23 protein-coding genes are annotated in these 23661 nt (G+C 72.8%); 7 read left to right on the plus strand and 16 right to left on the minus strand.

Annotated features, from left to right (window positions below):
• Positions 1–2 precede the first annotated feature (2 nt).
• The 3 genes from IW248_RS18460 to IW248_RS18470 form a co-directional block, all read right to left on the minus strand.
• Positions 3–623: an HAD-IA family hydrolase gene (locus tag IW248_RS18460; RefSeq protein ID WP_196927990.1), complete on the minus strand. Its 621-nt coding sequence runs from the start codon at positions 621–623 to the stop codon at positions 3–5.
• Complete coding sequence (gene smc / locus IW248_RS18465; protein WP_196927991.1) at positions 623–4237, minus strand: chromosome segregation protein SMC; 3615 nt, start codon at positions 4235–4237, stop codon at positions 623–625. Before smc ends, IW248_RS18460 begins: the two co-directional genes overlap by 1 nt.
• A 347-nt stretch (positions 4238–4584) precedes the next feature.
• Positions 4585–4779 (minus strand): hypothetical protein, encoded by a 195-nt coding sequence (locus IW248_RS18470; protein WP_030487463.1) that lies wholly within the window; start codon positions 4777–4779, stop codon positions 4585–4587.
• Positions 4780–5151: 372 nt separating this feature from the next.
• Between IW248_RS18470 and IW248_RS18475 the strand changes: the two genes are divergently transcribed.
• The gene (locus IW248_RS18475; RefSeq protein ID WP_307788059.1) at positions 5152–6312 is read left to right on the plus strand and encodes a CAP domain-containing protein; all 1161 of its coding nucleotides are present in this window, start codon (positions 5152–5154) and stop codon (positions 6310–6312) included.
• A 117-nt stretch (positions 6313–6429) separates the two neighbouring features.
• The gene (locus IW248_RS18480; RefSeq protein WP_196927992.1) at positions 6430–7272 is read left to right on the plus strand and encodes an endo alpha-1,4 polygalactosaminidase; all 843 of its coding nucleotides are present in this window, start codon (positions 6430–6432) and stop codon (positions 7270–7272) included.
• Positions 7273–7320: 48 nt separating this feature from the next.
• On the opposite strand, the gene IW248_RS18485 is transcribed toward IW248_RS18480, so the two are convergent.
• The 9 genes from IW248_RS18485 to rsmD form a co-directional block, all read right to left on the minus strand.
• On the minus strand, positions 7321–9540 hold the full coding sequence (locus IW248_RS18485) for an MMPL family transporter (protein WP_196927993.1): 2220 nt from the start codon (positions 9538–9540) through the stop codon (positions 7321–7323).
• Positions 9541–9760: 220 nt separating this feature from the next.
• Positions 9761–10618 (minus strand): bifunctional DNA-formamidopyrimidine glycosylase/DNA-(apurinic or apyrimidinic site) lyase, encoded by an 858-nt coding sequence (gene mutM, locus IW248_RS18490; protein ID WP_124815454.1) that lies wholly within the window; start codon positions 10616–10618, stop codon positions 9761–9763.
• Positions 10611–11534: a ribonuclease III gene (rnc, locus tag IW248_RS18495; RefSeq protein WP_231396351.1), complete on the minus strand. Its 924-nt coding sequence runs from the start codon at positions 11532–11534 to the stop codon at positions 10611–10613. The genes mutM and rnc overlap by 8 nt, the downstream gene beginning before the upstream one ends.
• A complete protein-coding gene (locus IW248_RS18500; protein ID WP_196927994.1) occupies positions 11531–12514 on the minus strand; it encodes a phosphate acyltransferase in 984 nt (327 codons plus the stop codon). Before IW248_RS18500 ends, rnc begins: the two co-directional genes overlap by 4 nt.
• A 114-nt stretch (positions 12515–12628) precedes the next feature.
• Positions 12629–12802, minus strand: coding sequence for a 50S ribosomal protein L32 (rpmF, locus tag IW248_RS18505; protein ID WP_030335284.1), 174 nt, complete (start codon positions 12800–12802; stop codon positions 12629–12631).
• Between the two features lie 5 nt (positions 12803–12807).
• Positions 12808–13371, minus strand: coding sequence for a YceD family protein (locus tag IW248_RS18510; protein ID WP_196927995.1), 564 nt, complete (start codon positions 13369–13371; stop codon positions 12808–12810).
• A 109-nt stretch (positions 13372–13480) separates the two neighbouring features.
• On the minus strand, positions 13481–13978 hold the full coding sequence (locus IW248_RS18515; RefSeq protein ID WP_124815448.1) for an SPFH domain-containing protein: 498 nt from the start codon (positions 13976–13978) through the stop codon (positions 13481–13483).
• A gap of 285 nt (positions 13979–14263) precedes the next feature.
• Positions 14264–14746 carry a pantetheine-phosphate adenylyltransferase gene (gene coaD / locus IW248_RS18520; protein ID WP_030335289.1) on the minus strand — a complete coding sequence of 161 codons (483 nt, stop codon included), beginning with the start codon at positions 14744–14746 and terminating at the stop codon, positions 14264–14266.
• Positions 14743–15306 carry a 16S rRNA (guanine(966)-N(2))-methyltransferase RsmD gene (rsmD, locus tag IW248_RS18525; RefSeq protein ID WP_124815330.1) on the minus strand — a complete coding sequence of 188 codons (564 nt, stop codon included), beginning with the start codon at positions 15304–15306 and terminating at the stop codon, positions 14743–14745. The genes coaD and rsmD overlap by 4 nt, the downstream gene beginning before the upstream one ends.
• Before the next feature lie 34 nt (positions 15307–15340).
• Here rsmD and IW248_RS33555 point away from each other — a divergent pair, with 34 nt between their 5' ends.
• Positions 15341–15472: a hypothetical protein gene (locus IW248_RS33555; protein ID WP_269155087.1), complete on the plus strand. Its 132-nt coding sequence runs from the start codon at positions 15341–15343 to the stop codon at positions 15470–15472.
• Positions 15473–15633: 161 nt separating this feature from the next.
• Positions 15634–16668 (plus strand): LPXTG cell wall anchor domain-containing protein, encoded by a 1035-nt coding sequence (locus IW248_RS18530; protein ID WP_307788062.1) that lies wholly within the window; start codon positions 15634–15636, stop codon positions 16666–16668.
• Between the two features lie 73 nt (positions 16669–16741).
• On the opposite strand, the gene recG is transcribed toward IW248_RS18530, so the two are convergent.
• Positions 16742–18940 carry an ATP-dependent DNA helicase RecG gene (recG, locus tag IW248_RS18535; RefSeq protein WP_196927996.1) on the minus strand — a complete coding sequence of 733 codons (2199 nt, stop codon included), beginning with the start codon at positions 18938–18940 and terminating at the stop codon, positions 16742–16744.
• Positions 18937–20550: a DAK2 domain-containing protein gene (locus IW248_RS18540; protein ID WP_196927997.1), complete on the minus strand. Its 1614-nt coding sequence runs from the start codon at positions 20548–20550 to the stop codon at positions 18937–18939. Before IW248_RS18540 ends, recG begins: the two co-directional genes overlap by 4 nt.
• Positions 20551–20837: 287 nt before the next feature.
• Here IW248_RS18540 and rpmB point away from each other — a divergent pair, with 287 nt between their 5' ends.
• Positions 20838–21029, plus strand: a complete 192-nt coding sequence (rpmB, locus tag IW248_RS18545) for a 50S ribosomal protein L28 (protein WP_007456456.1) — start codon at positions 20838–20840, stop codon at positions 21027–21029.
• Between the two features lie 118 nt (positions 21030–21147).
• Here the strand turns inward: rpmB and IW248_RS18550 are convergent, their stop codons facing one another.
• Entirely contained in the window at positions 21148–21609 is a 462-nt protein-coding gene (locus IW248_RS18550; RefSeq protein ID WP_124817278.1) for a GNAT family N-acetyltransferase, read from the minus strand.
• Between the two features lie 29 nt (positions 21610–21638).
• Positions 21639–22628, minus strand: coding sequence for a thiamine-phosphate kinase (locus IW248_RS18555; protein ID WP_196927998.1), 990 nt, complete (start codon positions 22626–22628; stop codon positions 21639–21641).
• A gap of 96 nt (positions 22629–22724) precedes the next feature.
• On the opposite strand from IW248_RS18555, the gene IW248_RS18560 reads away from it, so the two are divergent.
• Both IW248_RS18560 and IW248_RS18565 read left to right on the plus strand, forming a co-directional pair.
• Complete coding sequence (locus tag IW248_RS18560; RefSeq protein WP_030487446.1) at positions 22725–22958, plus strand: Lrp/AsnC ligand binding domain-containing protein; 234 nt, start codon at positions 22725–22727, stop codon at positions 22956–22958.
• 9 nt (positions 22959–22967) lie between these two features.
• Positions 22968–23648: a DUF3515 family protein gene (locus IW248_RS18565; RefSeq protein ID WP_196927999.1), complete on the plus strand. Its 681-nt coding sequence runs from the start codon at positions 22968–22970 to the stop codon at positions 23646–23648.
• Positions 23649–23661: the final 13 nt, after the last annotated feature.

A 23661-nucleotide genomic window follows, 5' to 3' on the forward strand; every position in this document is an offset into this window, starting at 1 on the left:
GCTCAGTAGTTCAGGGCGGCCCGCAGGTAACGGAGGTCGGCGTGGCCGCCCCAGCGGTGCGCCGACAGCCCGGCGGCGCGGGCACCCCGCACGGCCCAGTCCTCGTCGTCGACGAAGAGGACCCGGGCCGGCGGGGTGGCCAGGGCCACGCAGGCGGCCTGGAAGTATTCCGGGGCGGGCTTGTGCACGCCGACCGTCGAGGAGTTGACCACCACGTCCAGCTCGCCGACCAGGCCGAGGGCGGCCAGGTCGGCGTCGAGCAGGTCGGTGGCGTTGGTGCCCAGACCGACAGTGATCCCGGCCGCGCGCGCCTCCCGGACGAAGTCGAGCACCTCGGTGTCCACCTCACCCCGGTAGCGCTGCCACTGCTCCACCGCCGCGCGGGCCCGGTCCGGGCCGCCGGCCGGCTCGGCGAGCGCGTCGGCCACGCTGCTCACCCACTCGGCGTGGCTGACCTGGCCGGTGAGCACCGGCTGAAGCCGGCCCCACTGCATGGCGATCTCGCCGAGCACCCCCTCGGACAGGCCGTACTCCCGCTCGACACCGGCAGCCACCGCCGGATCCCACCGGCGCAGTACGCCGTCGAAGTCCAGCAGGAGCGCCGTCGCGCGTTCCCGAGCCACTACCCGTTCTCCTCGCCGCGGCCGTGCCGCTGGTCGTCCTCGTCGGCCCGGTTGAGCCGTTGGCTGATCACCTGGGTGACCCCGCTGCGCATGGTCACGCCGTAGAGCGCGTCGGCGATCTCCATCGTCCGCTTCTGGTGCGTGATGACGATCAGCTGGCTCTTCTCGCGCAACTGTGCCAGCAACAGGATCAGCCGGCCCAGGTTGACGTCGTCCAGGGCCGCCTCCACCTCGTCCATGATGTAGAACGGGCTGGGTCGGGCACGGAAGATCGCCACCAGCATGGCCACCGCGGTCAGCGACCGCTCGCCACCGGAGAGCAGCGACAGCCGCTTGATCTTCTTGCCCGGTGGGCGGGCCTCCACCTCGACACCTGTGGTGAGCAGGTCGTCCGGTTCGGTGAGGATGAGCCGCCCCTCGCCGCCGGGGAACAACACCGTGAACACCTGCTCGAACTCCCGGGCGGTGTCCTCGAAGGCGCTGGCGAAGACCTCCAGGATCCGCTCGTCCACGTCCTTGACCACGGTGAGCAGGTCCCGACGGGTGGCCTTGAGGTCCTCCAACTGCTCGGAGAGGAACTTGAAACGCTCCTCCAGCGCGGCGAACTCCTCCAGCGCGAGCGGGTTGACCTTGCCGAGCAGGGTGAGTTCACGTTCCGCCTTCGCGGCCCGCTTCTCCTGCACCGGCCGCTCGTAACGCACCGGCTCGGGCACCGGCAGACCGTCACGTTCGGCCGCCGCGACGTCGACAGGGGTCGGCGGAACGGGCTGAGCCGGGCCGTACTCGGCCACCAGCGTCTCCACGTCCAGCCCGAAGTCCTCGGCGGCCTTCGCCTCCAACTGCTCGATGCGCAGCCGCTGCTCCGCGCGGGCCACCTCGTCGCGGTGCACCTGGCTGGTCAGCCGCTCCAGCTCGGCACCGAGCCGCTTGGCTGCCCCGCGTACCTCCTGAAGCTCTGCCTCCCGCGCGGCGCGCTCCAGGGCGACCGCGTCGCGGTGCTCCTCGGCCGTCGCGATCGAGGTGGTCAACCGGGTCAGCGCCTCCCGGGCGCCACCGGCGACGGACCGGGCGATGCCCGCGCCTCGGGCGCGGGCGGCCCGCCGGGCCGCCGCGCGCTCCCGGGCGGCCCGCTCCGCGGTGGCCTGCCGGGCGAGCGAGTCGGCGCGGCCGGCGATCGAGGAGACCCGCTCCTCGGCGGTACGCACGGCGAGCCGGACCTCCATCTCGTTCTGCCGGGCCTGCGGCACCATCGCCGCCAGTTGGTCCCGTTCCTCGGTGGACGGCTCGGCGTCGACCGGGGTCTCCTCGGCCAACCGCAGCCGCTCCTCCAGCTCGGCGAGGGCGGTGAGGTCGCGTTGCCGGGCAGCCTCGGCGCGGGAGCGGGAGTCGCCGAGCCGGTCCGTCTCGGCCTTCGCGGACCGGGCCGCCGCGCCCAGCTCGGCCAGCCGGCGAGAGGCGGCGTTGCGGTGGCTCTCCGCTTCGCGCTTCTCGGCGGCGGCGTGCTGCACGGTCTCCTTGGCGGCGGCCACCTCGGCGCGCGCCTCGACCAACTGATCACGTAGCTCCAGGCCGGCGCGTTCGGCGGTGAGCCGGTTGGCGCGGGCCTCCTCGACGGCGGCCTGCACCTCGATGTAGCTGGGAGCCTTGGCCGACCCGCCCGCCGCCGCGTACGCCCCGACCACGTCACCGTCGGGGGTGACCGCCCGCAGCTCGGGGTTGCTGGCGACCAGCTCGGCGGCGGCGGCGAGATCATCGACGAGCGCCACGTCCCGCAGGGCCCTGTGCACCGCCGGCCGCAGCTCGGCGCCGCACTCCACCAGGTCGGGCGCCCACCGGGCGTCGTCCGGCAGCTTCGGGCGCAGCGCGTCCGCGGAGCCGGTCATGCCGGGCCCCGCCGGGCTGCCGACCAGCAGGCCGGCCCGGCCGGCGTCGGAGATCTTCAGCAGCCGCATCGCCTCGACGGCCTCGTCCACCCCGCTGACGGCGACCGCGTCGGCGAGGCCGCCGAGCGCGGCGGCCAGCGCGGCCTCGTGGCCCGGCGCGACGGTGAGCAGCCCGGCGAGGCTGCCGAGCAGGCCGGGGACGTCCCCGGCGCGGGCGAGCAGCGCCCCGGCGCCGTCCTTGCGGCGCAGCCCCAGGGCGAGCGCCTCCTCGCGGGCCTTCCAGGTAGCGGCGTCCTTCTCCGCCGCCCGCTCGGCGTCGGCCAGCGATCGGACGGTGGCCTGGGCCCGTTCCTGCACGGCGACCGCTTCGTCGTGCCGGGCGTCCAGGTCCGCGTTGTCCCGGTCGGCCTCGGTGGACTGGGCGGCGACCGCGTCCAGGTCGGCCTGCGCCTGCTCGGCGCGGCCCAGCGCGTCGGCGTGCGCGATCGCGAGGCGTTCGATCTCCTCGCCGGCGCTTGTGGTTCGGGCCCGGGCGGAGTTGACCTGCCCGGTGAGCCGGGCCATCCCCTCCCGCCGGTCGGCGATGGCCTTGGCCGCGGCGACCAGTTCGCGCTCGGCGGCGGCCAGCTGCCGCTCCAGCTCCTGCCGGCGCTCGACCGCCTCGGCCAGTCGGATCTGGTCGTCGGTGAGCGCGCCGCGTAGCTCCTCCTCCTGCTCGCGGACGCGTTCCGCCTCGGCCTCCAGCTGCTCCGGGTCCCGGCCGGGTCGCTCGTCGTCGCCGGTGGCGCTGAGGTGCCGGAGCCGTTCCCGGGCCAACTGCTCGATCGAGCGGAAGCGTTCCTGGAGGGCGGACAGCTTGTACCAGGTGTCCTGGGCGGCGGCGAGCAGCGGCGCGTCCTCCGCGAGGGCGGCCTCCAACTCGCCGAGCCGGCCCTGCACCTCGGCGTGCTCACCCTCGATCTGCTCGCGCCGCTCACGCAGCGCGGTCTCGTCGGCGATCTCCCGGTCGAGGGTGGTCCGCAGGGTGGCCAGGTCGTCGGCGAGCAGGCGCAACCGGGCGTCGCGCAGGTTGGCCTGGATGGCGGCGGCCCGTCGGGCCACCTCGGCCTGCCGGCCCAGCGGCTTGAGCTGACGGCGCAGCTCGGCCGTGAGGTCGGTCAAGCGATTGAGGTTCACCTGCATCGCGTCGAGCTTGCGCAGCGCCTTTTCCTTGCGCTTGCGGTGCTTGAGGACGCCGGCCGCCTCCTCGATGAACGCCCGGCGGTCCTCCGGCTTGGCGTGCAGCATCCCGTCGAGGCGGCCCTGCCCGACGATGATGTGCATCTCCCGGCCGATGCCGGAGTCGGACAGCAGCTCCTGGATGTCGAGCAACCGGCAGGTGTTGCCGTTGATCTCGTACTCGCTCTCGCCGGAGCGGAACATCCGGCGGGTGATGGAGACCTCGGTGTACTCGATCGGCAGCGCGCCGTCGGTGTTGTCGATGGTGAGGGTGACCTCGGCGCGACCCAGCGGCGCCCGGCCGGCGGTGCCGGCGAAGATGACGTCCTCCATCTTGCCGCCACGCAGGGCCTTGGCGCCCTGCTCGCCGAGGACCCAGGCGATGGCGTCGACGACGTTGGACTTGCCCGAGCCGTTCGGGCCCACCACACAGGTGATCCCCGGCTCCAGCTTCAACGTCGTGGCGGAGGCGAAGGACTTGAACCCCTTCACCGTCAGGCTCTTGAGATACACCTACTCGATCCTCGTCCGGTGGCCGCCGTACCGTCGCCGGCTGTGGGGACCTGGGTGAACTCGCAGACTAACCCGGCGGTGGGAGTGGGCCGGCACGCGACCCGCCCCAGGTCGCGTCGACAGTGGGCGCGCTGTCGTTCCGCCGACCGCGAGAAAGACAAGCGCCTTTCATGATCGGCTTATCCGGCGACGCGCTTTCGGTAACTGCGCGGCGCGCTTCCCGCACGATCGGCCACAAGATCACGAATCGTCGGCGCCGAAAGGTACCGGACAGTGTTACGCGCCGGCACAGACGTGTCGGCGCGCATTTTGCGATGGTGCGATTCAGTTTTTTTACGACCTGGAGATCAGGTCAGCGCCGGCTCGGCCAGACGGAGCAGATCGTCCGCCTCCGCCGCAGCCGCCGCGAGCCGATCATTGTCGGCACGCAGCCGCGTGATCTCGAACTCCAGTGCCTGGACCCTGGAACGCAGTCGGGTGACCTCGTCGAGCAGACGCCGGTCGGGCGCTGCACCTACGTGGCCGTAGAGGGCCTTCGCCATGCTGACTCCTTGATATGCGCTGCCGGAAAGGCCGGCCAACGCGCGCCCATTTGTACGCGGCTGTCATTCCAGGCTGTATCTGGGCATGACCGGGCGCGACTGGCGACACCTATATATTGAGCCGCAAACCCCTCCTTCGTCAAGTTCTCGCAGGCCGTAGATCATCTCCACGTCGACCTGTCCACTTGTCGGGGGGGCTGCCGCAAGGCACGGACACTCTCTGTCCGGACGCCTTTACTGTACGCCCGGATCTGCGGAAGTCCGCACCCTGGCGTCCGACTTCCCCTTAACTCTTTCTTAGCCACGTTGCCGCAGGTCTTGGGCGCGCCGTAGCGTCAGCCCGGCCCGCAACCGACCCCTGGAGGCATAGGCGTGTACGGCTGGACCGATCCGATGGACCCGAACGGCGCCCCCCGGCGCGCCGAGGGACCGACCGACGAGCCGGCCTGGCTGCATGACCGCCCGGAGCCCCGCTCGGCATACCTGTTCGGCGACGAGCCCGGTCAGCCGGGCGACGAGTGGCACCGGGAACAGCCCACCGGCGGCCTCCAGTCGGAACCGGCGACCCCCGCCGAGCCGGCCGACGCCCACACCGCAGCCTGGCCGGCGTACCAGCCGGAAGGCGAGGCCGGCGGCTGGGGCGACAGCCGCCCGGCGCAGGACAGCACCGGCCGGCGCGCCGAGACGCCCGGTGGCTGGCACACCGACACCGACCCGGAGACCACCGACGGCTGGCGCGGCGCCGCCGAGACCGGGCGGTCCGGCGAGGGACGGCACCGCTCCCCACGCCGCTGGCGCCGGCCGCTGATGATCGGGGGCGCGGCCGCGGCCGCCACCCTCGTGGTGAGCTTCGGCGTCGGCGCGCTCACCCTGCCCGGCGGTGACGACGGTGCCGCCCAGCCGACGGCCGTCGACGACTCCTTCGCCGCGTCGGCCGTGCCGACCGACGAGCCGGTGCTGGACACCCTCGCCGCGCCCTCGGAGTCCGCCGTCCCCAGCCCGGCGTCCCCGAGCCCGTCGCCGAGCAAGGTCATCAAGCCCACGCCGGCGTCGTCGCGGAGCACCGCCGCCTCGCGCCGCAGCGTCGAGCGCAGCAGCGCGCCCAGCAACACCGGCAGCTCCACCGGTTCCAACGGCTCCAGCGGCTCCGTCAGCGCCCAGGCCCAGGAGGTGGTGGACCTGGTCAACGCCGAGCGGGCCAAGGCCGGCTGCAAGGCGCTGAGCATCGACGACAAGCTGATGACGGCCGCCCAGCGGCACAGCCAGGACCAGGCCGACCACCAGAACATGTCACACACCGGCAGCGACGGCAGCAACGCCGGCACCCGGCTGGACCGGGCCGGCTACACCTGGCGCACGTACGGCGAGAACGTGGCCTGGAACCAGAAGAACCCGGCCGCGGTGATGGACGCCTGGATGAACAGCTCCGGCCACCGGGCCAACATCCTGAACTGCGCGTTCACCGAGATCGGCGTCGGCATCGCCAACAGCAACGGACCGTACTGGACGCAGGTCTTCGCGGCGCCGCGCTGACCGCGCGTCGTTCCCGCCCCCGCGCTCGTTTGACCCGGTGAGGTACGTCGGGCCGGAGCGTGGGGGCCGCGTACCGGTGCGGGCGGCGACCGGCCGCCCGGGACCCGGGAGCTGCCGATGCGGATCCGGCCGCGGCGACGCGTCGCCGTACGCCCGCTGCGCCGCGTCCTGTCCGCCGGCGTCGCTCTCGCGTTGGTGGTGCCGGCATACGGGTGTCGGCCCGCGCTGACCCCGCCGGGGGCGCCCACCACCTGGCCGACGGAACAGGCCCGGCACTGGCAGTGGCAGTGGCAGCTCAGCGGCCCGCTCGACCCGGCGGTGGACGCCGAGGTCTTCCTGCTCGACCCGGTGGCCACCACCGCCGCGCAGACCGCCGAGCTGCGCTCCCGGGACCGCAGGTTGATCTGCCAGGTGAACGTGGGGTCGGTCCGCTCCGCCGACCCGGACGCCAGCCGGTTTCCGGAGATCGTCCGGGGTACGGCCGGGCGTCGACCCGACAGCCGGTGGCTGGACGTCCGGAGTTGGGACGCGCTCCGGCCGGTGCTGGCCGACCGGTTCCGGCTCTGCCGGGGCAAGGGCTTCGGCGCGGTGGCGCTCTTCGACGCCGACGGGTACGCGGCGCGCACCGGCTTCCCGCTCGACTTCGACGACCAGCTGCTGTTCAACCGCCGGCTGGCCGAGCTGGCCCGCTCGCTGAGCCTCTCCCCCGGGCTGGCCAACGACGTGCCGCAGCTCGCCGCGCTGGCCCCGGATTTCGACTTCGCGGTCAACGAGGAGTGCGTCCGGCTGGCCCTGTGCGCCAAGCTGCTGCCGTTCGGCGACGCCGGCAAGCCGGTCTTCCACGTCGAGTACACCGGCTCGACCGACGACTTCTGTGTCACCACAGTCGGCTACGGCTTCGCGTCGATCCGCAAGGACCGCACCCTGGACGCCCCCCGAGAAGCCTGCCCCCTCCCCTGACCAACCCGCCCCGCCCCCGATCGGCGGGGCGGGGCGGGAGTGCGGTGGTTAGGGGACCGGCACCAGTTCCGGGGCGGGGGTCGGCGGATCGGCGGGGGCGGGCGCCGGACGGGGGCGCAGGAAGCGCGGTGCCCACCAGTTGGCGTCGCCGAGCATGGTCATCAACGCCGGCAGCACCACTCCCCGGATGATCGTGGCGTCCAGCAGGATCGCCGCCGCCAGGCCGATGCCGAGCTGCTTCATGTCGATCGTGCTCAGCGTGGCGAAGATCGAGAAGACCCCGACCATCACGATGGCCGCGCTGGTCACCACCCCGGCCGACGAGGTGATCCCGTACGACACGGCGTCCCGGTTGGACATGCCGGCCCGGACCCCCTCGCGGATCCGGCTGACAACGAAGACGTGGTAGTCCATCGAGAGGCCGAACAGCACCACGAAGAGAAACAGCGGCAGCCAGGACACGATCGCGCCCATCGACGTGAAGCCGAGCAGTCCCTGCGCCCACTCGCCCTGGAAGATCAGCACCAGCAGACCGTACGCGGCACCGGCGGAGAGCAGGTTCAGCGCGATCGAGCTTGCCGCGATCACCACCGACCGGAAGGTGAACGCCATAACCAGGAAGGTCAGCACCAGCACGAAGCCCATGACCAGCGGCAACTTGTCCCGGACGTGCTGTGCGTAGTCCTCGCTGTCGGCCACACCCCCGCCCACCGCGTACTCGATCCCGGGGACGCCCCGCAGCTCGGCCGGGACCAGGTCCGCGCGCAGCTTCTCCAACGACTGCACCGACCGGTCGTCCCGACTGGCGTACGGGGTGGGGACCTCCAGCACCGACACCCGCCGGTCGGCCGACACCTCGATCTTCGGGCCGTCCGCCTCGGCCGGGGCGAACAGCGGATCGCCGGCCGCCCGGGCCGACAGGTCGGTGAGAGCGGCGCTCACCCGGCCGGCCTGGTCGGCGGGCGCCCGGACGGCCACCACGTGATTGGTGCCGGCGCTCGGGAAGGCCGCGGTGAGCCGGTCGTACGCCTGCATGGCCGGAGTGGTGCGGGGCAGATCCTCCATGCCGGGGAACTTCAGCTTCATGCCGAGCGCCGGCGCGGCCAGCGCGAGCAGCAGCCCCACGGAGATGATCAGCGTGACGACCGGCGCGCGCAGCGCGGGCCGGAGCACCGCCGGCCAGAGCCGGGGCTTGCGGGGCTCGCCGTGCCGGCCGGTACGCGGCGCGGTCAGTCGCCAGAGCAGCGGCACCCGGGGCCTGTCGACCCAGCGGCCGAGCTTGGCCAGCAGCGCGGGCAGGACGGTCAGCGAACCGGTCACCGCGACGGCCACCACGAGGATCGAGCCGATGGCGAGGGACGAGAAGACCACGTCGCCGGCGAGCAGCAGCCCGGCCATCGAGATGATCACCGCGAAGCCGGAGACCACCACGGCGTGCCCGGACGTCTCCGCGGCGATCTCCACCGCGTCCAGACCGGACCGACCCTTGGCCCGTTCCTCCCGCTCCCGGCGGATGTAGAACAGCGAGTAGTCGACCCCGACCGCCATGCCGATCAGCAGGATCACCGGTGCCGTGGTGTCGGTGGCCGGTACCAGGTGCGAGGCGAGAGTGGACAGACCCATCGCGGCGGCGACCGAGGAGAGCGCCAGCAGCACCGGCACGCTGGCCGCGATCAGCGCGCCGAACGCGATGATCAGGATCGCCAGGGTGACCGGCAGACTGAGCAGCTCCGCGCGCTTGAAGTCCTTGCCCAGGGTGTCGTCGAGGGCCTGACCGATCGACGGCCCGCCGACCTGCTCGACGCGCAGCTGCGGATGCGCCGCCTGGACGGTGGCGGTGGCGTCGCGCAGCGGTTGCACCCGGTCCGAGGCGGTCTCCGGGTCACCCGACATGGTGATCGGCAGCAGCAGCGCGGAACCGTCCCGCGCGGTGATCGGCTGGCCCACCCCGGCCACCCCGGCGACCGTACGCAGCCGGGCCGCAGCGTCGTCGGCCGCCGCCTTCGCCGCGGCCTGGTCGAGCGCACCGCCCCGGGAGGTGATGAGGACGTTGTCAACGGCCGGGTCGTCGAAGTCACCGGCGTCCACGATCAGGCCGGCCCGCCCCGCCTCACCGATCGCCTGGTCGCCGCTGGTGGCCTCGTTGAGACCGGCGGCGCTGCCACCGATGAAGCACACGGCCACGAACACGACCCACAGCGCGATCGCCCGCCATGGGTGCTCGGCGCTCCACCGTGCCATCCGCACCGTCACCGGTCTGCTGCCCATCTCGCGTCCCCCTGTCACGTCAACCCCCTGTCAACGGTGCTGACGCTAGGTGCGTGACGAGACGGTCACATCGGGGATCGACCCCGGTCCACCCTGGAACGACCAGACCGGGGGCGGGGGTGCGTTCATCGGGCGTAAGTCCGCGATCCGGACGTACACCGGGGTCCAGCCCGGAGCGACCCGCCGCGACCCGCCGGCATCCCCCCGAGCCGGCTCGGGGTCATCCCCGAAGGGAACCCCGGGGCCGTGGCTGACAGTGCGGGCAACTGTACGAGGAGCGGTTCATGAACGCCTCGCGGCGGATCGGCGCGCCGCACCGGCGGCACGGCTCGCCCTCGCGCCCGTAGGCGTTGAGCGCCCGGTCGAAGTAACCGCTCTCGCCGTTGACGTTCACGTAGAGGGCGTCGAAGCTGGTGCCGCCCTCGCTGATCGCCTCGGCCAGCACGTCGCGGACGTGGCCGAGCAGCCGCTGCGCGGCCGGGCCGGTCAGCGCGTCGGTGGGTCGGCCGCCGTGCAGCCGGGCGCGCCACAGCGCCTCGTCGGCGTAGATGTTGCCCACCCCGGAGATCAGGGTCTGGTCGAGCAGGGCCCGCTTCACCTCGGTGTGCCGGCGGCGCAGCGCCGCGACGAACGCCTCGTCGGAGAACTCCGGGTCCATCGGGTCGCGGGCGATGTGCGCGATCTCGTCGGGCAACTCGGCGCCGCCCTCGCTCACCGAGAGCCCACCGAACGTGCGCTGGTCGACGAAGCGCAGCTCCGGGCCGTCGTCGGCGAACCGGAACCGAACCCGCAGATGGGTCTCGTCCGTCGTGCCGGGTGGCTGGAGCAGCAGCTGACCCGACATACCGAGATGCCCGACGATCGCGTCACCGCTGTCCAGTGGCAACCACAGGTACTTGCCGCGACGGCGGGCGTCCAGCACCGTCCGGCCGGCGAGCACGTCGGCGAAGTGCACGTCGCCCGGAACATGTCGACGGACCGCACGCGGGTGACGAACCTCGACCGAGGCGATCCGACGGCCGACGACCCACTGGGCCACCCCCTGTCGGACGGTCTCCACCTCGGGCAGCTCAGGCACGCCGCGGGCCCGTCTCGTGGCCGTCGGCGCCCCCGGCCGGCAGCGCCTGCGCCAGGTGGTCGGCCTGCTCGGCCTGAGCAGCCCGCTCCGCGCGCTCCAGCGGCCCGAACGGCTCGTCCCGGTCGCCCGAGTCGTCCCGGCCGGTCGGCTGGTCCCGGCGGTCGTCGCCGGCCCGACCATTCTGGCCGTCGTCGCCGTTCTGGCCGTTCTGCTCGGCGAGCGTCCGCCAGGCGGCCTCGGCGGCCCGCTGCTCCGCCTCCTTCTTGCTGCGCCCCTCGGCGCCGCCGTACCGGTTGCCGGCCACCACCACCCAGGCGGTGAACGTCTTCAGGTGATCCGGGCCGGTGCCCTCGATCCGGTACTCCGGCACGCCGAGCCCGAGCGCCGCCGTCAGCTCCTGGAGGCTGGTCTTCCAGTCCAGTGCGGCCCCGCGGCCGGCCGACTCGGCCATCAGCGGGTCGAAGAGCCGGTGGATGACGATGCCCGTGGTGTCCAGGCCGTACTGGAGGTAGATCGCGCCGAGCAGCGCCTCCAGCGTGTCGGCGAGGATGCTCGCCTTGTCCCGGCCACCGGTCGTCTCCTCACCCTTACCGAGCAACAGGTACGCGCCGAGCCCGTCCGGGCCCAGACCACGGGCCACGTCGGCGAGCGCTCGCATGTTGACCACGCTGGCACGCAGCTTGGCCAGCTGCCCCTCGGGCAGATCCGGGTGGTTGTGGAAGAGCGCCGTGGTGATCACCACGCCGAGCACCGAGTCGCCGAGGAACTCCAGCCGCTCGTTGGTCGGCAGCCCGCCGTTCTCGTACGCGTACGACCGGTGGGTCAACGCGCGCTGGAGCAGCTCGGGTTCCAGGCTCACTCCGAAGGCGGCTTCCAGGTGACCGACGGACGCCCGCCGCCGCTTGTCGTTGCTCATGTGCGTACCTCGGTGTCGGTGGAGCGATCGGTGCGATCCGTCGCGGCGTCGCGGTCGAGCAACGCGGAGACCAGATCGGTGGCGCGCCGCCGCCACAGGTGGGCGGCGAGAGCTATGCCGGAGGCGACGTCGTCGGCGCGGGCGGACCCGTGGCAGACGACCACCGTCCCCGCGACGCCCAACAGGGCAGCCGCGCGGGGCGCACCGCCCTGGGCAGGTGGGCCGCCGGCCATCGCGTACGCGCCCTCAATGGCCTTGAGCAGCACGTTACCGGTGAACCCGTCGGTGACGACCACATCGGCGCGCGCGCCGAGGGCCACGTCGTACCCCTCGACCAGACCGACGTAGCGCGCCCCACCGGGCAGCGGTTCGACGGCGAGCAGAGGATCGGTGGCGCGGCGGACACGGTCGCCCTTGCCGGCCTCGGTGCCGACCGAGAGCAAACCGACCCGTGGCGCGGCGATCGAGTGGGCCACCGCCGCGTACGCGGCGCCGAGCACGGCGTGGCGGGCGAGGGTGGCCGGGCGGGGTTCCAGGGAGCCGCCGACGTCGAGCAACACCACAGGCCCCGCCACGGCGGGCAGGGTGGCGGCCAGAGCGGGTTGGCGGATCTCCGGCGAGCGGCCGAGGCCGAGCACTGCCGCGGTGACGGTGGCACCTGTGGCACCGGCGGAGACCAGGGCGTCGGCGGTCCCGTCACGGACGGCGGTGACCGCCGCCCGGACGGTGCTCTCGGCGCGGGCGGCGCTGGGATGGTCGGCCATGCCGACGACGTCGCGGACGGGCCGCACCGTGATCCGGGCGCGTTGCCCCGGATCGAGGGCAGCAATCAACTCGTCGGCGACCTCGGTCGGACCGACGAGAAGCAGATGCAGGTCAGGGTCGGCGCGCATGGCCCGCAGAGCGCCGTCAACCACGACGGCGGGAGCGTCGTCCCCGCCGAGGAGGTCAACGGCGATCCGCGCGGCGCCCGGCTCCACCGGAACGCCGGCCGGAGTAGGCCGGCCGGCGTCGGAGGGAGCCGGAGCACCGGGCGAATGCCAGGATGCGCGCGCCGCCCGACCTGGGGTCGGGGGCGTCACTCGGCGTCCAGGTCAGACCTCGAGAACCTGGCGGCCGTTGTAGGTGCCGCAGACGGAGCAGGCGGCGTGCGGCAGCTTCGGGGACTTGCACTGCGGGCACGCAACGGTCGCGACCACTGTCGCCTTCCAGTTCGCCCGGCGGGACCGGGTGTTGCTGCGCGACATCTTGCGCTTCGGGACGGCCACGGTTCTTACTCCTCTGTAACGGTCAGTTGCGACAGGCCCGCCCAACGCGGGTCGATCTGCTGGTGACTGTGGTCGGCCGGCAGATCGTCCCAGTGCGCCCCGCATTCGGGGCACAGTCCTGGGCAGTCCTCCCGGCAGAGCGGGTTGGTCGGCAGCGTGAGCACCAACGCGTCCCGCAGCGCCGGCTCCAGGTCGATCAGATCGCCCTGCATCCGGCCCACCTCGTCCTCGTCGGTCGTGGCGTCCGTGGTGCTGTCCTCGTACGCGTACAGCTCCTGGATCGTCACGCCCATCGAGTCGTTGATCTCGCGCAGGCAACGGCCGCACTCGCCCCGGACAGGACCGGTGATGGTCCCGGAGACGAGCACGCCCTCGGACACCGACTGCAACCTCAGATCGAGGTCGAGGTCCGCGCCCTCCGGCACAGCGATCAACTCCACACCGAGGTCCGCCGGTGCCGGCACGACCCGCCGGACCTCACGCAACGCGCCAGGGCGACGCGGCAGGTCCCTCGTGTCGAGGACCAACGGCGACCTGGGGTTGAGTGTCGATGGCGAGCGCTTGGGCATAGTTAGACTCCGGCCGGTGAGAGGCCGACAAAAAAGGTTACCTGGACGACCGCCCGACCGTCGAACCGGGGGCGACGCCCGCCTGAGAAGTCGGCTGGTGAGGTGCCGCTCAGAAGGGTAGCGGGCGTTCCGGCTCATCCCCAGCGAAGGTGCCGATCTCCCGCAGCGCGTGCATCTTGTCCCGGCCGCGCTCTATCGAGGCCAGCGCCCGGGTCAGGAACTGCTCGAAGTTGGCCAGCGCGGTGTCGACGTAGTCGTCGACCTCCTCACGCAGGCGCTGTGCCTCGGCACGGGCCTCGCCGATGATCCGGGCACCCTCGTGCTCGGCCGACACGGTGATCTCGTTCACCGAAACCAGGCGGGCGTGTTCTGCCTCACCCTCGCTGATGATCCGGTCCGCCTCGCGCTTGCCGGCGTCCATGATCTTGTCGCGCTCCTCCAGGAGCGCGGCGGCACGACGCAGGTCGGCGGGAAGATCGGCGCGCATCTCATCGAGGGCAGCGATCATCTCACCCCGGTCGACCATGCAGTTGTTGCGCGACATCGGGACGGAGCGGGCCTGCTCCAGGATGGCGATCAGTTCGTCGATGCGATCGAGCGGGTCCACCGGCTACCTCACTCCTGTCGTTCGTCGGCCGACCTCCATGATGCGGGCTACGGCCGTTCCCCGCGCCACCAATCATGTCGTGCCCGCCCCACCGCCGCCCCACTCACCCCAACCCGGCGAGTCGCGACATAGTCACCCCCCGCTCCCGCGCCCACCCCGCGCCTCTTTCCGCGCCGATCTTGCACTTTCGGTTGCACCAAACCACCCCGAAAGGGGCGATCCGGGAACCATAAGTGCAAGATCGCGGGTGAAGGGGTGACGGGGTGAGGGGGTGACGGGGGCAGGTCAGCGGCGGGGGCCCAGACGGGCCTGGAGGGCTTCGCGGACCGGATCGGGGACGTGGGCGGAGATGTCGCCGCCCCACTTGGCCACGTCCTTGACCAGGCTCGACGAGAGGAACGAGTAGAGCGGGTTGGTCGGCATGAAGAGCGTCTCGACACCGGCCAGACCGATGTTCATCTGGGCCATCTGCAGCTCGTAGTCGAAGTCACTGACCGCCCGCAGACCCTTGATCAGCACACTTGCCTGCTGGGCCCGACAGAAGTCCACCAGCAGCCCTCGGAACGACTCGACCCGCACGTTGCCGTACGACGAGGTCACCTCGCGGAGCATCTCGATGCGCTCCTCGACGGTGAACAGGCCACTCTTCGACTGATTCACCAGCACACCGACGATCACCTCATCGAAGAGCCGACTGGCCCGCCCAATGATGTCGAGGTGTCCGTTGGTGACCGGGTCGAACGAACCGGGGCACACCGCACGTCTCATGATCGGCGACCGTACCAAAGGGTGGTCTCGCCGTAACGGCGACTGCGCTCGGCGGTGATCCCCTCCACCCAGTCGAACTCCCTGGTCCGGCGGGACCGCTCCACCACCACCAACGCGTCGGGCGCCAGCCATTCGCCGTCCACCAGCGCGGCCAACAGCGCGGTGATCTCCTCGTCCGGCACCGCGTACGGCGGGTCCGCGAAGACCACGTCGTACGGCTCGCCGTCCGGTCCGCCGGCCAGCACCGTCGCCACCTTGCCGGTGACCAGACGGGCCGCCGGACCGGCGCGAAGGGCCGCCACGTTCTCCCGGATCACCCGGGCCGCCCGCGGGTCGGACTCGACCAGCAGCACGTGCCGGGCACCCCTGGAGAGCGCCTCCAGGCCGACCGCGCCGGAGCCGGCGTACAGGTCGGCGAAGCGGGCGCCGTCGAGATCGACCTCGGCCTGGACGGCGCTGAAGAGCGCCTCCCGGACCCGGTCCGAGGTGGGTCGGGTGCCGGCGCCGGGCGGCGCGGCGATCCGCCGGCCACCGAGCGTCCCGGCCACGATCCGGGTCACCGTTTCCTCCTGCTCATGCCCGCGACGCTACGCGATGCGGCGCGCACCCGGTCAGGACGGCGTGGATCCGAGCAGCCGGCCAGCCGGCGCCGACGCGGAGTACCTGAGCTGCCCCGACGGTGCGGCATCCATCGTGGAGACCGGGCTGGCGCACCGTCCCCAGTGACCAGACCGACACCTTCGGTTTATCAAAGATCACGAATCGACTACATTGCCGGATGGCAATGATCTGAACTCCCCTCATTAACCACCCATCAGTACAGTCTCCCCCTGTCCCCGCTTTCGCCGCGGGAACACCACCGCGTCGCGCGACGCCCCGGTGAGCAGGTGACTCCCCGGTCACGATGTCTCCCGGCCTCCCGCCACGCGATCCGTACCCCCCTCACCAGGAGCAGGCGTGAACCCTCCCAAGTCTCCGTTCCCCGGCGCGTAGCGGCCATCGCCGCGGGCGCGCTGATCGGCCTCGCCGGCATCGGCGCCATCGCGAGCCCCGCGAGCGCCCACCACCCCGAGCCCTCCGGCACCTACTGCCTGACCTCCGACGGCCAGGTCAAGGTGACCTGGACGGTCGGCAACAGCGAGAACATCGACGCGAAGATCACCACGCTCAAGTCGACCGTCCCGGGCGACTTCACCGGCGGCCTCGCCAAGGACGCCACTCTCCCGGCGAAGGGTCAGGGTTTCCTCACCGGCACCCAGGCCCACCGCTTCGACGAGAAGCGGCCGACGATCGAGCTGACCGTCGAGGCGCGATGGGTGCGCTCCGACCGGATCGTGACCGAGGAGCGGACCGTGGCCGCCGAGCCGGCGGGCACCTGCGCGGCAGAGCCCACGCCCTCGCCGAGCAACCCGACCGCCACTCCGTCGGCCACCCCCAGCCCGACCCCCACGGCCGCCTCTCCGTCGCCGAGCCAGCCTGCGACCCAGAGCCCGACCCCGACCCCGCCTGCCACCCCGGCTCCGGCGGAGCCGGTGGGCTCGGTCGAGTCGACCTGCGACAAGCTCACCTTCACGATCGAGAACCCCGCCGACGGTGAGACCGTCACGCTCACCCTGACCCCGAACAAGGGCGAGGTGAAGACGCTTGTCGTGAAGCCGGGCGAGACCGGTTCCGTCTCCTTCGACGCGACCAAGGGTCTCGTCGTCACGCCGGCCGCCGAGGGCCTCGACGACACCGCGCCGATCGCCTGGGAGCAGCCGGCCGACTGCGCCCCGGGTCAGGGTGGCGGTAAGGACGAGCCCGCTCTGCCGCTGACCGGTGCTGCCACCGGCGGCATCATCGCCGGCGCCGCGGTCCTGCTGGCCGCCGGTGTGGCGCTGTTCATGGTGGCCCGTCGTCGTCGGGTTCGCTTCACCGTCTGAGACAACCCGCTCTGACACCTGAGGGCGCGTCGACCACCCGGTCGGCGCGCCCTCAGCCATGTGATGAGCGTGGTCAGCCCTTTTCCAGGTACTCCGCGCGGTCCTCGTCCACAAGTGCGGCCACCGACGCGGCCAGCGCCGGACTGCGGGTCAGCTCCGGGTCGTCCTCGATCAGGGTGATCGCCTCGGCGCGGGCGTCGCGGATCAGGTCGGCGTCGCGTCGCAGGGACAGCAACCGCAGGTGCGAGCGGCGCCCGGACTGGGTGGCGCCCAGCACGTCGCCCTCACGGCGCTGCTCCAGATCGAGTTCGGCGAGCTTGAAACCGTCGCTCGTGGACGCCACCGCGTCCAGCCGCTCCCGTGCCGACGAACCCTCGGCCGCCTCGCTGACCAGCAGACAGAGCCCGGCAGCGGCGCCCCGGCCGACCCGGCCCCGCAGCTGGTGCAGCTGGGAGACACCGAACCGGTCGGCGTCCAGCACGATCATCACCGTCGCGTTCGGCACGTCCACGCCGACCTCGACCACTGTCGTCGCCACCAGCACGTCCAGGTCGCCGGCCGCGAAGGACCGCATCACCGCGTCCTTCTCGTCGGCCGGCAGACGACCGTGCAGCACCCCGATGCGCAGGCCGTGCAGCGGGCCCTCGGCCAGCAGCGGAGCCACTTCGGTCACCGCCAGCGGTGGCCGCCGACCGTTGTCGTCCTCGGCCGGCGGTTCCTCATCGCCAGTCGGTCCGTCGCCGATCCGCGGGCACACCACGTACGCCTGGTGGCCGGCGGTCACCTCCTCGCGCAGCCGACGCCAGGCCCGGTCCAGGTAGGCCGGCTTCTCGGCGGCCGGCACCACGTGCGAGGCGATCGGCGACCGCCCCCTGGGCAGCTGAGAGAGCGTGGAGACCTCCAGGTCGCCGTAGACGGTCATCGCCACCGTGCGCGGGATCGGGGTGGCCGTCATCACCAGCACGTGCGGCGGCTGGTCGGCCTTGGCCCGCAGGGCGTCGCGCTGCTCGACGCCGAAGCGGTGCTGCTCGTCGACGACCACCAGGCCGAGGTCGGCGAAGTCGACCCCCTCGTACAGCAGGGCGTGGGTGCCGAGCACGATGCCGGCGGCACCGCTGGCCACCTCGCCGAGCGCCCGACGGCGGGCCACCGCGCCCAGCGAGCCGGTGACCAGCTCGACCCGGGTGGCGGTCTCGGCGGAGCCCAGCTCGCCGGCCCGCCCGAGGGGCCCGAGCAGGTCGAGCATGCCGCGGTGGTGCTGGGCGGCCAACACCTCGGTGGGAGCCAGCAGTGCGGCCTGCCCGCCCGCGTCGACCACCTGGAGCATCGCCCGCAGCGCCACCACCGTCTTGCCCGAGCCCACCTCGCCCTGCAACAGGCGGTGCATGGGGTGCGGGGTGGCCAGATCGGCCGCGATCTCCACACCCACCTCGCGCTGACCGGCCGTCAGCTCGTACGGGAGTCGTGCGTCGAAGGCTTCCAGCAGCCCGCCCGGGCGCGCCGGGCGGGGCCGGGCCGGCCAGTCGGCCGCCCGGTGCTTGCGCTGCACCAGGGTCACCTGGACGGCGAAGGCCTCGTCCCACTTGAGTCGCCGCCGCGCCTGGTGCAGCGCCTCCTTGCTGGACGGCCGGTGGATCTCGGTCAGCGCGGCACCCAACCCGACCAGCTTGCGGCTCGCCCGCACGGCGCTCGGCAGTGGATCGTCCGGCGGGGTGAACGTGTCCAGTACGACACGCACGCAGCGCGCGATCACCCAGGTCGGCACGGCCGCGGCGGCCGGGTAGACGGGGATCAGCGCCCCGGCGAACTCCTCGATGTCGTCGCTGACCGCCGCCTCGCCGTCGCCACCCTCGCCGAGCAGGACGTACTCCGGGCCGTTGAGCTGCCGTTTGCTGCGGAACTCGGTGACCTTGCCGGCGAACAGGCCCCAACGGCCGGGGCGCAGCTCCCGCTCGCGCCACGCCTGGTTGCCGAAGAAGGTCAACGTCAGCACCCCGCCGGAGCCGTCGCCGACGGTCACCTCCAGCAGGTTGCCCCGCCGCTGACGCATCGGGCGCACCGCTGTGCGCTGCACCTGGGCCAGCACGGTGACCTGCTCACCGACGTCCAGTGCGCGGATGTCGGTGTGCTCACCACGCTCGTCGTAGCGACGCGGGAAGTGGTAGACCAGGTCGCCCGCGGTGTGCAGGTCGAGGTGCGAGGCCAGCGCCTTGGCTGTCTTGTCCCCGACCAGCTTCTTCAGCGGAGTGTCCACCGTGGCTGGTTCGCTCATTCGATCCCTACCAGGAGCGGATAAAAAGGCTGGCCGCCAGGGTACGCGTGCACCTCGACGAACGGCCAACGTCGCGCGACGTGCGCGCGGACGGCATCGGTGAGCCCGGCCGGAGCGTCCACCCCGGCCAGCAGGGTGACCATCTCGCCGCCACCACCGAGCATCCGGTCGACAACTGCCGCGCAGGTGTCGGTGAGATCGGTGCCGATCAGGTGCACCTCACCCTCCACCAGCGCCAACACGTCACCGGGGCGGCACGGACCGGCCACGGTCAGCGCCTCCCGGCTGGCATGGCAGACCTCGGCGTAACGGCAGGCGCCGGCCGCCTCGGCCATCGCGATGACGTCGTCCTCGAAACGGCGGTCAGCGTCGCGGACCGCGAGGGCGGCCAACGCCTGCACGGGTGAGCGGGTCGGCACCACGCTCACCTTGATGCCGTGCCGATGGGCCTCGCGGGCTGCCGCGCTCGCCACCGCCTCGGTGTTGGGGTCGTTGGGCAGCACCACGACCCGGGCCGCGCCGGTGCTGCGGACGGCGTCGAGCAACTCGCCGATGGACGGGTTGCCCGGCACCACTGTGGCGCCCTCCGCCGCGAACAGGTCGGCGATGCCGCCGCCGGTGGCCACCACCACCGCGGCCCGGCCGGCCACCACCGGGCCGGGGGGCGACTGCGGCTCATCGGCGAAACGGGTCACCGAGATCCGGTACGGGCGGCCGGCGGCGACACCGGCCTCGACCGCCGCGCCCACGTCGTTGACGTGCACGTGCACGTTCCAGGTGCCTTCCGGCTCACGCCCGTCGCCGACGACGACGAGCGAATCTCCCAACGCGTCCAGGGCCCGCCGCAACCCGGCCACCGCTTCGCCTCGGGCATCGAGCAGGAACTGCACCTCGTACGCGTATTCCTCCGAACCGGTCTCGCGGGCGACGGTGGCCGCCGGGCGGGCGGAGCGCGGCGTCGGCGCGGGCCGGGCCGTACGCTCCCCGGTCAGCACCTCGACCAGGGCGTCGAGCAGCACGCAGAGCCCTCGGCCACCGGCGTCGACCACGCCGGCGCGGGCCAGCGCCGGCAGTTGCTCCGGGGTCCGGGCGAGCGCCTCGGCCGCCGCCCGGGCCGCGACGCCGGCCACCGTCGGCAGGTCGTCGCTGTCCGTGCCCTCGGCCGCGGCGGCGGCCGCCGCGACCACTGTGAGCATTGTGCCCTCGACCGGCCGGGAGACCGCGGCGTACGCGGCGGCGGTGCCGGACCGCAGCGCGGCGGCCAGCTCCCGGCCACGGACCGCCGGCGCCCCGGCGACCTGGTCGGCGAAACCGCGCAGGATCTGCGAGAGGATCACCCCGGAGTTGCCCCGTGCGCCGAGCAGCGCGCCCTGGGCCATCAGCCGCAGCGCGTGCCCGTGCGCGGTCGGCCCACTGTCGGGGAGAGTGTCCAGATCCATGGCGAGGGCCTGCTGGGCCGAGGTGAGGGTGAGCACCAGGTTGGTGCCGGTGTCGCCGTCGGGCACCGGATAGACGTTGAGCTGGTCGATCTCGCCCTGGTGGCGCTTCAGTGCGGCCAACCCGCTCGCGCACCAGCGGCGGACCGCGGCGGCGTCGAGGGTGTCCAGCACGGGCAGAAGCCTACTGGCGCACACCGACACCCGTCGGACTCGTCCGGCGTGTCCCCCGCGCACCGGGCCGGCGCTGGCCGCGGCGGGGATCACCGTCTCCGGTACCCTTGCCGCCGGGCCGGCCCGCCGATGGGCGGACAGGTCCACGACCAGGTGTGAGCCGGGGCACGGGCGAGCGCCGGACCGGGCCGGTTGGCCGGGTCGGCGAGTCATCGGGTAACCTGACCAGGTTGCCCGGGCAGCACCTGCCGGCGACCTCATGAACGTATCAATCCCAGGAGTATCCCGTGGCTAGCGTGTGCGACGTCTGTGGCAAGGGACCGGGCTTCGGCCACAACGTGTCCCACTCGCACCGGCGGACCAACCGCCGCTGGAACCCGAACATCCAGTCGGTGCGTACCCCGGCCGGTGGCGGCAACACCAAGAAGTTGCAGGTCTGCACCTCGTGCATCAAGGCCGGCAAGGTCACCCGCGCCTGACGCGGTAGCACCCACCTTTCTCGTACGGCTCAGCCGGCGGACCTCGAGGGTCCGCCGGCTCTGTCGTGTCCCCTGGGCAGACACCGCACACCGGGCCCGCCGGGGCTCGGCGCGCAGGTCAGAGGGTGCGGCCGAAGGAGATGCAACCCTCCGCGTCCTTGTAGAAGCCGAAGTTCGGGATCCGCTCGTACCCGGCGGAGCCGTACATGGCAATCGCCTCGGGCTGCTTGTCGCCGCACTCCAGCACCACCCGCTTGCGGCAGTGCTCGCGGGCTGAGCGCTCCACGGCCGCCAGCACCGCGCGGGCCACCCCCCGCCCCCGCGCCGCAGGTGCCGTGTACATCCGCTTCAGCTCCGCGGTGTCCGCGCCGTGGCTGCGCCAGCCACCGCAGCCGACCGGCTCGCCAGCCAGGTAGGCGACGAGGAACGCGCCATCGGGCGGCTCGAACTCGGCCGCGTCCACCGGGGTGTCGTCGCCGGTGCCGCCGTAGCGGGCGCCGAGGTCGGCCAGTGCGGCGTGGATCAGGTGCTGTGCCACAGGTGCGTCGAACCGCACCACCCGGATCTCGATCTCACTCACGGTATCCAGGGTACGGCCGCGCTCGGACCTCAGCGGAAGTGGTCCCAGCCGGTCGGGCCGTCGTAGGCACCGCCGTCGACAGTCACGCCGGCACCGTCGGTAACCAGGCCGATCGGCCGCCAGCCCGGCGGCAGCACCGCCGCCGGGGGGAAGGTCGCGGCCAGCGCGTGGTCGTCGCCACCGGCGAGGATCCAGGTGTACGGGTCGACGCCGAGCGCCTGCGCCGCGTCTGCCATCTGCCGGGGCACCTCGAACCCCTCGCGGCGTACGTCGATCGCCACCCCGCTGGCCGCCGAGACGTGCCCGAGGTCGGCGAGGAGCCCGTCCGACACGTCGATCATGGAGGTGGCACCGAGTTCGGCGGCCTGCGGGCCAGCCCGGTAGGGCACCTCCGGCCGCCGGTACGCCTCGACCAACAGCCGGGGGGTACGGAAACCCCTGGTCAGCACTGTCAAACCGGCTGCCGCGTACCCGGTGCGTCCGGCCAGGGCGAGCACGTCCCCGGGTCGGGCCCCCGAGCGCAGCACGGGCGGACGGCCCGCCAGGTCACCCAGCGCGGTGACCGCGACGGTCAGGGTGGGGCTGGCCGACATGTCCCCGCCGACGACACTCGCGCCGACCGTCGCCGCCTCCGCGGAGAGCCCGTCGGCCAACTCCTCCGCCCAGCCGGTGTCCAGGTCCGCCGGCATGCAGAGAGCCACAAGCAGGGCGGTCGGCGTGGCACCCATCGCCGCGATGTCCGCCAGGTTGGCCGCTGCCGCCCGGTGGCCGACGTCGCGGGCCGAGGACCAGTCCCGCCGAAAGTGCCGGCCGTCGACGAGCACGTCGGTGGAGGCCGCCACCCGGCCGTCCGGCGCGGCCACCACCGCCGCGTCGTCGCCCGGGCCGAGCAGGGTCGTCGGCCCGTACGACAGCCGGGCGGTGATCTTCCCGATCAGCCCGAACTCCCCGATCCCGGACACACCGACGCCACCGCGGGCGTTCCGCCCGTGCTGCCCGGCTCCGCCGTGCTCGCTCACCGCTGCTCCTTGACGACCGATAGGGATCAGACCTGGTCCGTAGGGTAGTTTCACCCTTCGGGCCGCTCCCGGGCGGCGACGGACGGAGGTCGAGTCGTGGTACAGGCGTACATCCTCATCCAGACCGAGGTCGGCCGCGCACGTGACGTGGCGGGGCTCATCGCGGACATCCCCGGCGTGGTACGCGTCGACGCCGTCACCGGGCCGTACGACGTGGTCGTCCTCACCGAGGCGAACACCGTCGACGAGCTCGGCAAGCTCATCGTCAGCAAGGTGCAGATGGTGCCCGGCATCACCCGCACCCTCACGTGTTCGGTGGTGCGGCTGTAAGTGGACGAGATGACGACCTCCTCCTCCCTGGACGACGACGCGGCGCGCGACGCGGCCGATGGCACGGCCGAGCCGGCTGACGGTATCCGCGAGTCGACCGATCCTGCCGCTGCCGCGCCGGCCGGTCGCGATCGGACCATGCGCGGCGCGGCCCTACTGGCCACGTTGATCGCGCTGCCGATCACGCTGCTGGTGGCCGTGCTGGCCTTCAGCAAGCTCAGCCCGGACGCGCCGGCCGCCGCGCCGACACCCTCCGCGACCAGCGCCCGGGTGCAGTCCACAGCCCCGGTGGAGATGGCCGCCCCGGCGCTGGCCGCCCGCCCGGCGACGGTCTGCCGGGCCCTGCTCTCCCAGCTCCCGGCGAGCATCCGCGACCTGGCCCAGCGGCCGGTCACCGCCGGTCCGGAGCAGAACGCCGCGTACGGCGACCCCGCGCTCACCGTGGCCTGCGGCGGCACCGAGCCGACAGTCCCCAGCACGGACGAGGTCTGGACGGTCAACCAGGTCTGCTGGCACCTGGCCGAGCAGGCCGACGCGGCGGTCCTCTCCACGGTCGACCGGGAGACGCTGATCACCGTGCGCGTCCCGCGCTCGTACGAGCAGCCGTTGCAGTGGTTGCCGACGATCTCCAGCACGATCGTGGCGAGCGTGCCCTCCGGCGGCGCCATCCCGTCCGGCTGCCAGCGCTGAACTCGACCCGACT

Source organism: Micromonospora ureilytica, from assembly GCF_015751765.1.
GTDB lineage: Bacteria > Actinomycetota > Actinomycetes > Mycobacteriales > Micromonosporaceae > Micromonospora > Micromonospora ureilytica.

Coding starts and splice junctions, on each gene's coding strand:
- coaD (WP_030335289.1), bottom strand. CDS start 14,746: ATGAGACGTGCGGTGTGCCCCGGTTCGTTCGACCCGGTCACCAACGGA.
- IW248_RS18470 (WP_030487463.1), bottom strand. CDS start 4,779: ATGGCGAAGGCCCTCTACGGCCACGTAGGTGCAGCGCCCGACCGGCGT.
- IW248_RS18565 (WP_196927999.1), top strand. CDS start 22,968: ATGACGACCTCCTCCTCCCTGGACGACGACGCGGCGCGCGACGCGGCC.
- IW248_RS18510 (WP_196927995.1), bottom strand. CDS start 13,371: ATGCCCAAGCGCTCGCCATCGACACTCAACCCCAGGTCGCCGTTGGTC.
- IW248_RS33555 (WP_269155087.1), top strand. CDS start 15,341: ATGCGGCGCGCACCCGGTCAGGACGGCGTGGATCCGAGCAGCCGGCCA.
- IW248_RS18480 (WP_196927992.1), top strand. CDS start 6,430: ATGCGGATCCGGCCGCGGCGACGCGTCGCCGTACGCCCGCTGCGCCGC.
- recG (WP_196927996.1), bottom strand. CDS start 18,940: ATGAGCGAACCAGCCACGGTGGACACTCCGCTGAAGAAGCTGGTCGGG.
- IW248_RS18485 (WP_196927993.1), bottom strand. CDS start 9,540: ATGGGCAGCAGACCGGTGACGGTGCGGATGGCACGGTGGAGCGCCGAG.
- rnc (WP_231396351.1), bottom strand. CDS start 11,534: ATGAGCAACGACAAGCGGCGGCGGGCGTCCGTCGGTCACCTGGAAGCC.